The sequence below is a fragment of the Streptomyces palmae genome (genome assembly GCF_004684805.1).
In the GTDB taxonomy this organism is placed as follows: domain Bacteria; phylum Actinomycetota; class Actinomycetes; order Streptomycetales; family Streptomycetaceae; genus Streptomyces; species Streptomyces palmae.
Genome location: NZ_SRID01000294.1, coordinates 1 through 8824 on the forward strand (window position 1 = coordinate 1; position 8824 = coordinate 8824).

The window sequence follows — 8824 nt, forward strand, 5'->3', positions numbered from 1 at the left end:
GGCTCGGCGACCGGGGCCGGGGCCTCGGCAGCGGCCGGCGCCGGGGCTGCCGCGGGGGCGCCGGTGCCGTCGTCGATCACGGCCAGCTCGGCGCCGACCTCGACCGTCTCGTCCTCGGCCACCTTGATGGAGGACAGGACGCCGGACGCGGGCGCCGGGATCTCGGTGTCGACCTTGTCGGTCGAGACCTCGAGCAGCGGCTCATCGGCCTCGACACGCTCACCCTCGGCCTTCAGCCAGCGGGTGACGGTGCCCTCGGTGACGCTCTCGCCGAGCGCCGGCAGGGTTACGGAAACCGCCATGGTTTCAGTTGCTCCTAACGGATGGGGTACCCCCCGGCCTCGCCTGCGGGCCGAGAGCCGGGGGACCTGCGGATGGTTCGCGCCCGGGGATCAGTCGTGTGCGTGCAGCGGCTTGCCGGCCAGCGCCAGGTGGGCCTCGCCGAGTGCCTCGTTCTGCGTCGGGTGGGCGTGGATGAGCTGCGCGACCTCCGCCGGCAGCGCCTCCCAGTTGTAGATCAGCTGGGCTTCGCCGACCTGCTCGCCCATGCGGTCACCCACCATGTGGACGCCGACCACGGCACCGTCGCGGACCTGGACGAGCTTGATCTCGCCCGCGGTCTTCAGGATCTTGCTCTTGCCGTTGCCGGCGAGGTTGTACTTCAGGGCGACGACCTTGTCGGCGCCGTAGAGCTCCTTGGCCTTCGCCTCGGTGATACCGACGGAGGCGACCTCCGGGTGGCAGTAGGTGACCCGCGGCACACCGTCGTAGTCGACCGGCACCGGCTTGAGGCCGGCCAGCCGCTCCGCCACCAGGATGCCCTCGGCGAAGCCGACGTGCGCGAGCTGGAGGGTCGGGACCAGGTCACCGACGGCCGAGATGGTCGGCACGTTGGTCTGCATGTACTCGTCGACCAGGACGTAGCCGCGGTCCATGGCGACCCCGGCCTCCTCGTAGCCCAGGCCCTGCGAGACCGGGCCGCGGCCGATGGCCACCAGCAGCACCTCGGCCTCGAAGGTCTTGCCGTCCGCGAGGGTGACCCGCACACCGTTCTCGGTGTACTCGGCCTTCTCGAAGAAGGTGCCCAGGTTGAACTTGATGCCGCGCTTGCGGAAGGCGCGCTCGAGCAGCTTGGAGCTGTTCTCGTCCTCGACCGGGACCAGGTGCTTGAGGCCCTCGACGATGGTCACGTCGGTGCCGAAGGACTTCCAGGCGGAGGCGAACTCGACGCCGATCACGCCGCCGCCCAGGATGATCGCGGACTGCGGGACGCGGTCCAGCGTCAGCGCGTGGTCCGAGGAGATGATCCGGTTGCCGTCGATCTCCAGACCCGGCAGGGACTTCGGCACGGAGCCGGTGGCCAGCAGGATGTGGCGGCCCTCGATGCGGCGGCCGTTCACGTCGACGGAGGTGGGGGAGGACAGCCGGCCCTCACCCTCGATGTAGGTGACCTTGCGGGAGGCCACCAGCCCCTGAAGGCCCTTGTACAGGCCCGAGACGACGTCGTCCTTGTACTTGTGGACGGCCGCGATGTCGATGCCCTCGAAGGTGGCCTTGACACCGAACTGCTCGGACTCGCGTGCCTGGTCGGCGATCTCGCCGGCGTGCAGCAGGGCCTTGGTGGGGATGCAGCCGCGGTGCAGGCAGGTGCCGCCGACCTTGTCCTTCTCGATCAGGGCGACGTCCAGGCCCAGCTGGGCCCCCCGCAGGGCCGCGGCGTAACCGCCACTGCCACCGCCGAGGATCACTAGGTCGAAAACGGTGCTGGCGTCGTTCGCCACGTCACGTCCTCCATGCATATGCGCCGCCGGGCCCCCTTCCTCGGGGGGACGACCGGCCGGTCGGCTGGTGTTCGGCCGCTATGTCTTCGGCCCTGTGGTGGGGGCCCTGTCCTGCCGAGACAACATCTTCGCACTTGTTGGAGCACGGTGGGACGCGGGGCCCGGTGTGTGAGACATCCGTCAACCCTTGTGTGCGGGTTACTCGGGCGTATCACCTGCGGATTTCGTTGAGGGCGAAATCAATGGTGCGGTCCCGGGCAAACCGCCCGGGACCGCGGATCGCCGCCGTGCGGCGGCAGGCTGGTGGGGGTCAGCCCAGGTCGCCGTCGGCGGTGCGCTCGGCCAGCCGGACCAGCGTCCGGATCGCGGAACCGGTGCCGCCCTTGGGGGTGTATCCGAACGGGCCGGACTCGTTGAACGCCGGACCGGCGATGTCCAGGTGCGCCCAGGTGATGCCCTCGCCCACGAACTCCTTCAGGAACAGACCGGCCACCAGGCCGCCGCCCATCCGCTCACCCATGTTGGCGATGTCGGCCACCGGGGAGTCCATGCCCTTGCGCAGCTCGACCGGGAGCGGCATCGGCCAGGCCAGCTCGCCGACCTCCTCGGCGATCTCGTGGATCGCGGTGCGGTACGCGTCGTCGTTGGCCATGATCCCGAAGAAGCGGGTGCCCAGCGCCAGCACCATCGCACCGGTGAGGGTGGCCACGTCCACGATGGCGTCCGGCTGCTCCTCCGAGGCGCGGGTGAGCGCGTCGGCGAGCACCAGCCGGCCCTCGGCGTCGGTGTTCAGCACCTCGACCGTCTTGCCGCTGTACATGGTCAGCACGTCGCCGGGGCGGGTGGCCGAGCCGGACGGCATGTTCTCGGCGAGCGCCAGCCAGCCGGTCACATTGACCTTCAGGCCCAGCCGGGCGGCGGCCAGCACGGCGGCGAACACCGTGGCCGCACCGGCCATGTCGCACTTCATGGTCTCGTTGTGACCGGCCGGCTTCAGGGAGATACCGCCCGAGTCGTAGGTGATGCCCTTGCCGACCAGGGCCAGGGTGCGCTCGGCCTTCGGGTGGGTGTAGCCGATCCGGACCAGGCGCGGCGGGGCCTCGGACCCGCGGCCGACGCCCAGGATGCCGCCGTAGCCGCCCTTGGCGAGGGCCTTCTCGTCGAGCACCTCGACCTTGAGGCCGTGCTCCTTGCCGGCGGCCTGGGCCGCGGCGGCGAACGCCTTGGGGTCCAGCACGTTCGGCGCGGTGTTCACCAGGTCACGGGCCCGGTTCACCTCGGCGGCCAGCACGGTGGCCCGCTCGACGGCGGCCTTGAACGCCTTGTCCCGCGGCTTGCCGCCGAGCACCGCCACCTCGGCCAGCGGGGCACCGTTGGCCTTCTTCTTCTCGTCACCGCGGTGGGCGGTGAAGGAGTACGCGCCGAACAGCGCGCCCTCGGCGATCGCCGCGGCGTCGTCCGCGTCCTCGACCGGCAGGGCGAACGCGCCCTTCTTGGAGCCGGCCAGCGCGCGGGCGGCGGCGCCCGCCGCGCGGCGCAGCGCCTCGGCGGCGTACCGGCCCTCGCCGCCGTCCTTGCCGGGGACGTCGCCGAGACCGACCGCCAGCACGACCGGGGCCTTGAAGCCGGAGGGCGCCGGCAGCTTGGTCACCTCGCCCTCGGCCCCGGTGGCGCCGAGGGTCTCCAGGACACGGGCCAGCTTGCCGTCGAACGCGGCGTCCACGGCCTCCGCGCCGGGGGCGACGACGGGGCTCTTGGCGCCCTTCGCCACGCCGACGACGATGGCGTCCGCGCGCAGCGTCGCCGCCGAGGAGGTGCTGAGAGTCAGTGCAGTCACGGTGTTGGGGTCCCTCTTCCGGTTGGTTCCTCGGCCGATGGATGGGTCAGCCGCGCCCAGGGGGCATGGTATGTGCCGGTTCCCGGCGGGCGGGGCGCGGGCCGTCATCCACCTGGTCCGGCGGCTCACGGTCATCGGGAGCCTAACCCTCGAGCCGCGTTCACGGGACCTTCACCCGGCTGCCGGCTCGCGGTGCGACGGGGCCCGAGCAAGGGAGTTGCCGTCCCCAGGCCCGTTCCGGGGGCCGGTCAACCCAGCGCCAGCACCACCAGCGCGCCGGTCGCCGCGGTCTCGGCCAGCGCGCCGAACACATCGCCGGTCACCCCGCCCAGCCGCGACCGGCAGTGCCGCAGCAGGAGTTCGGCGGCGCCCAGCGCGGCCAGCGCGGCCAGCACGTGGTGGGCCGCCGCCGGCACGGGACGCGCGCCGGCCACCGCACCCAGCACCAGGCAACCGGCCGTCACCAGTGCCACGGCACCCGCCGCCGAGCGGACCGGCACCGCGCCCGCCACCGCCGCGCCCAGCCCCCCGGGCCGCGCGGCCGGCACCGTGGCGCGGGCGGCCGCGGTCAGCGCGCAGCGCGCCACGGTCCCCGCGACGGCCGCCGCCAGCGCGCCCCGCGCCCAACTGTCCGCGTACATCCGGTACTCGGCCGCCACCTGGGCGAGCAGCACGAAGAGCAGGGTGATGACGCCGAACGGCCCGATGTCCGAGCGCTTCATGATCTGCAGCGCGTCCGCGGCGGGCTTGGCGCTGCCCAACCCGTCGGCGGTGTCGGCCAGACCGTCCAGGTGCAGGCCGCGGGTGAGCGCGGCGGGCGTGGCCACGGTGGCCACCGCGGCGAGCAGCGGCCCGCCGTCGAGCAGCAGCAGGACGCCGCCGAGCGCGGCCGAGAACAGCCCCACCACCAGGCCGGCCAGCGGGGCGCAGAGCATGCCGGTGTGCGCCGCGCCCCGATCCCAGCGGGGCACCCGCACCGGCAGCGCGGTCAGGGTGCCGAAGGCGAAGCGCAGCCCGTCGCCGAGCGGGGCGCGCGGTGGATGCGGCGGGCGTGCGGGGGACTGCTGCGGCGTGGTGTCCATCGGGCCGCAGGCTATCGCGCAGGCTCGGGGGCATGAACTGGTGGCAGCGGAACATCGTGGAGCCCGGCAAACTGCCGCTGTTCCTCGCGCTGGGCTCGTTCATCCTGGCGTTCCTGATCACCCGCACCATCACCCGCATGATCAAGGCCGGGCGCGGGCCGTTCCGCGATGTCTCCCCCGGCGGGCTGCACATCCACCATGTGGTGCCCGGCGTCCTGCTGTGCGTGATGGGCGGCTTCGGCGCGGTGGCCAGCGGCACCCGCGGCTTCGGCGCCTATGTCTCGGCGGTGCTCTTCGGAGTGGGAGCGGGGCTGGTACTGGACGAGTTCGCGCTGATCCTGCACCTGCACGACGTCTACTGGAGCGAACAGGGCCGGCAGAGCGTCGAGGTGGTGACGGTCACCATCGCGCTGGTCGTCCTGCTGCTCAGCGGCTTCCTGCCGTTCGGGGTGAACGACGTGGACGCCCAGGAGAGCAGCGGCCGGGCGGTGGCGGCCACGACCGTCTTCCTCAACTTCCTGGTCGCCCTGATCGCGCTGGCCAAGGGCAAGCCGCGGCTGGCCGTGGTCGGCGTCCTGGTGCCTCCGGTGGCGGTGGTGGGCGCGCTGCGGCTGGCCCGTCCCGACTCCTGGTGGGCACGGCGGTGCTACCGGCGGCGCCCCCGCGCCCGGCGCCGGGCCAAGGCGCGGGCCGTCCGCCACGACGCCCGCTGGAAGGCGCTGAGCAGGCGCTTGCAGGACCGGATCGGAGGCTTCTCCGAGCAGTGATCGCCCGGCGCGCCCTCTCCGCACGGTGCCCGCGCCCTACCGGGCCGTCTCCAGATGGCCGCGGTTGAGCCACTTGGGCAGCACCGGAGCCTCCAGGAAGCCCTCGGCGCGGGCGCTGGCCAGGCCGATCCTGGGCAGGTCGGTGCTCTTCTCGAACAACAGGTAGCGCGGCTCCCAGATGGGCCGGTACTTGGCGTTGGCGCGGTACAGCGACTCGATCTGCCACCAGCGGGAGAAGAAGCCGAGCAGCGAGCGCCACAGCCGCAGCACCGGGCCGGCGCCCAACCGCGAGCCCCGCTCGAAGACCGAGCGGAACATGGCGAAGTTCAGCGAGATCTGGGTGACCTCCACCTCCGCGGCGCGCTGGATCAGCTCCAGCACCATGAACTCCATCAGCCCGTTCTCGGAGTCCCGGTCACGCCGCATCAGGTCCAGCGACAGGCCGTGCGCCCCCCAGGGCGCGAAGCTGAGCAGCGCCCGCGGCCGGCCGGTGGCGTCCACGCAGTCCAGCATCACGCAGCGACCGTCGCCCGGATCGCCGAGCCGGCCCAGCGCCATGGAGAAACCGCGCTCGGTCCGCCCGTCCCGCCAGTCGTCGGCGAGCCGCACCAGCTCGGCCATCTCCTCGGCCGGAACGTCCTGGTGGCGGCGGATGCGTACGGTGTAGCCGGCCCGCTGGACCCGGTGGTACGCCTGCCGCACGGTGCGCATCGCCCGTCCCCCCAGGGTGAACTCGGCCGTCTCCACGATCGCCTCGTCACCCAGCTCCAGCGCGTCCAGACCGTGCCGGGTGTACACCGTGCCGGCCTCCTCGCTGGCCCCGATCACCGCCGGGATCCAGCCGTGCTCCCGGGCCTGGGCCAGCCAGCGGTCGATGGCACCGGGCCAGGCCTCCGGGTCGCCGATGGGGTCGCCGGAGGCCAGCGACACCCCGCCCACCACCCGGTACGTCACCGCGGACTTGCCGGACGGCGACCAGATGGCGCTCTTGTCGTGGCGCAGCGCGAAATAGCCCAGCGAGTCCCGGTCGCCGTGCCGGTCCAGCAGCGCCCGCAGCCGCTTCTCGTCGTCCTCGGTGATCGGGTCGACCGCGCGGCGGGCCCGGAAGGCGGCGTAGAGCACCAGGAGCAGCAGCAGGGTGCTCATCACATTGATGACGACGTTGACCCAGGCGGGCGTGCGGATGTTCGCGAACCGCTCGTCGGAGGCGGCCAGCGAGACCAGCCGCAGCACCCCGTAGTGCCAGCGGTCCACAAAGGTGGCGCTCTCCCTGCCGGGCGCGGTGTTGGTGACGGTGACCAGTCCGGCCGCCAGCAGCGAGCCGACCAGCAGGCCGGACACCCCGACCACCGCGGCCAGCCTGGGGTTGGACCGGTCGCCCTTGGCGTAGAACTCGCGCCGGCCCACCAGCAGGGCGGCCACGAAGACCGCGCTGAGCGCCAGCGAGATCCAGTTCTGCGGGTGCCGGCGGATCTCGGGCAGGCTCAGCGCGAGCGCCAGCAGCACGGTCAGCAACCCGCTCAGCACCAGGTTCAGGATCCACGCCGCGCGTTTGCGGCGCCGCATGGTGATCGCCAGGAAGAGCGAGAGCAGCGCGGAGAAGAAGCCGGCGGTCAGCAGATAGGGGGTGATGTACTCGGCCTCGTTGTGCCGCCGGATGTCATTGCCGAACGACACCCACACCGCGCCCAGCAGATTGACGAAGGCGACCACGCGCAGGTACCAGACGGCGAAGGCGGCACCGCGCTCCGACCAGCCGCCGTGCCGCGGCCTCCGCCGCGCGCGCACCCGAACCTCTCCCATGTTCATTGATCCTAGAAGGGGAGGGTTTCCGCGTAAATCAACCAGGATGCCGGATTCTCCCGGCGGCCGGACGACCTAGTCGCGCTCGGGCAACTCCGCCAGCAGCGCGGCCGCCGCCTGCACCAGCGGCAGGGAGAGCAGCGCCCCGGTCCCCTCGCCCACGGTGACACCGTGGTCCAGCAGCGGGTCGAGACCGATCCGGTCCAGCGCCTTCTCCTGCGCCGGCTCCCCGCTGACCTGCCCGGCCAGCCACCAGTCCGGGGCCCGGAACGCCACCCGCTGCGCCACCAGCGCACAGGCCGCCGAGACCACACCGTCCAGGATCACCGGCGTCCGCCGTACCGCGCTCTGCAGCAGGAAGCCGGTGGTCGCGGTCAGATCCGCGCCGCCCACCGCGGCCAGCAGCCGCAGCTGGTCACCGAGGACCGGACGGGCCCGCCGCAGCCCGTCCCGGATCGCCGCGCACTTGCGCATCCAGGCCAGGTCGTCGATGCCCGCGCCGCCGCGCCCGGTCACCACCGAGGCGTCGGTGCTGCACAGCGCCGCGATCAGGGTGCCCGCCGCGGTGGTGCCGCCGACGCTCACATCGCCCAGCACCACCAGGTCGGTGCCCGCGTCGGCCTCCTCGTCGGCCACCGCCATGCCCGCCCGGAACGCCTGCTCGGCCTCCTCGGCGCTGAGCGTGTCCGCCACGTCCAGCCGCCCGGAGCCGCGCCGCACCCGGTACCGGGTGACCTCCGCCGGCAACTGGTCCGGATCGCAGTCCAGCGCCATGTCGACCACCCGCAGCGGCACCCCGTACCGCCGGGCCAGCACCGCCACCGGGCTCCGCCCGTCCAGCACCGCCCGCACCAACGCGGTGGCGCCGCCGGCCGGCCGGGCCGACACATCCAGCTCCGCCACCCCGTGGTCGCCCGCGAACAACACCACCTTGGGGCGCTCCACCGGGCGCACCGGCACCTGGCCCTGGGCGGCACTGAGCCACTCGCCCAACTCGTCCAGCCGGCCCAGCGCGCCGGCCGGGGGCACCAGCCGCTGCCGCCGCTCCTCGGCGTCACGCCGGACACTGCCGTCCGGCCGCTCGATCAGGTCGACGAAGTCATCCAGATTCAGACCGCTCACCCCCGGAACCCTACCGCCGCACCGCCCCCCTCCGGGGCCCGCGGACCGACAACTCTTCCCAGGTGACGCGCCCCCGCCAGAGGCGCGAGGAACTGCCCGCTCAACCACAACGACCCCGACCCGCACACCCTCACCGACCGGCATGCCCCTGCAAGGGGCGCGAGGAACTGCCCGCTCAACCCCAACGACCCCGACCCGCACACCCTCACCGACCGGCATGCCCCTGCAAGGGGCGCGGGGAACTGCGCGCTCAACCCCAACGAACCCGCACACAAACTCCCGCCGAACCCGACCCGCACACCCTCACCGACCGGCATCCCCCACCAGGGGCGCGGGGAACTGCGCGCTCAACCCCAACGACCCCGCACACAAACTCCCGCCGATGCCCACCCGCACACAAACTCACGCCACACCCCACCCGCACACAAACTC

General features: G+C 72.9%; 7 protein-coding genes. 1 reads left to right on the top strand and 6 read right to left on the bottom strand.

Annotated features, from left to right (window positions below; all coding sequences use genetic code 11):
* The 4 genes from E4099_RS24280 to E4099_RS24295 form a co-directional block, all read right to left on the bottom strand.
* Window positions 1-302, bottom strand: a 302-nt coding sequence (locus E4099_RS24280) for a biotin/lipoyl-containing protein (RefSeq protein WP_342451940.1), incomplete at its 3' end; no start/stop codon positions are given.
* A 90-nt stretch (window positions 303-392) separates the two neighbouring features.
* Window positions 393-1781: a dihydrolipoyl dehydrogenase gene (gene lpdA / locus E4099_RS24285; RefSeq protein ID WP_135341251.1), complete on the bottom strand. Its 1389-nt coding sequence runs from the start codon at window positions 1779-1781 to the stop codon at window positions 393-395.
* Between the two features lie 310 nt (window positions 1782-2091).
* Window positions 2092-3618: a leucyl aminopeptidase gene (locus E4099_RS24290; protein ID WP_135341252.1), complete on the bottom strand. Its 1527-nt coding sequence runs from the start codon at window positions 3616-3618 to the stop codon at window positions 2092-2094.
* A 248-nt stretch (window positions 3619-3866) separates the two neighbouring features.
* Window positions 3867-4700 carry an adenosylcobinamide-GDP ribazoletransferase gene (locus tag E4099_RS24295; RefSeq protein WP_135341253.1) on the bottom strand — a complete coding sequence of 278 codons (834 nt, stop codon included), beginning with the start codon at window positions 4698-4700 and terminating at the stop codon, window positions 3867-3869.
* Between the two features lie 32 nt (window positions 4701-4732).
* Here E4099_RS24295 and E4099_RS24300 point away from each other — a divergent pair, with 32 nt between their 5' ends.
* Entirely contained in the window at window positions 4733-5467 is a 735-nt protein-coding gene (locus E4099_RS24300) for a hypothetical protein (protein WP_135341254.1), read from the top strand.
* A 36-nt stretch (window positions 5468-5503) separates the two neighbouring features.
* Here E4099_RS24300 and E4099_RS24305 read toward each other — a convergent pair whose 3' ends face one another.
* Window positions 5504-7270: a phosphatidylglycerol lysyltransferase domain-containing protein gene (locus tag E4099_RS24305; protein ID WP_135341255.1), complete on the bottom strand. Its 1767-nt coding sequence runs from the start codon at window positions 7268-7270 to the stop codon at window positions 5504-5506.
* Between the two features lie 75 nt (window positions 7271-7345).
* Window positions 7346-8392: a nicotinate-nucleotide--dimethylbenzimidazole phosphoribosyltransferase gene (gene cobT, locus E4099_RS24310; RefSeq protein ID WP_135341256.1), complete on the bottom strand. Its 1047-nt coding sequence runs from the start codon at window positions 8390-8392 to the stop codon at window positions 7346-7348.
* Window positions 8393-8824 lie beyond the last annotated feature (432 nt).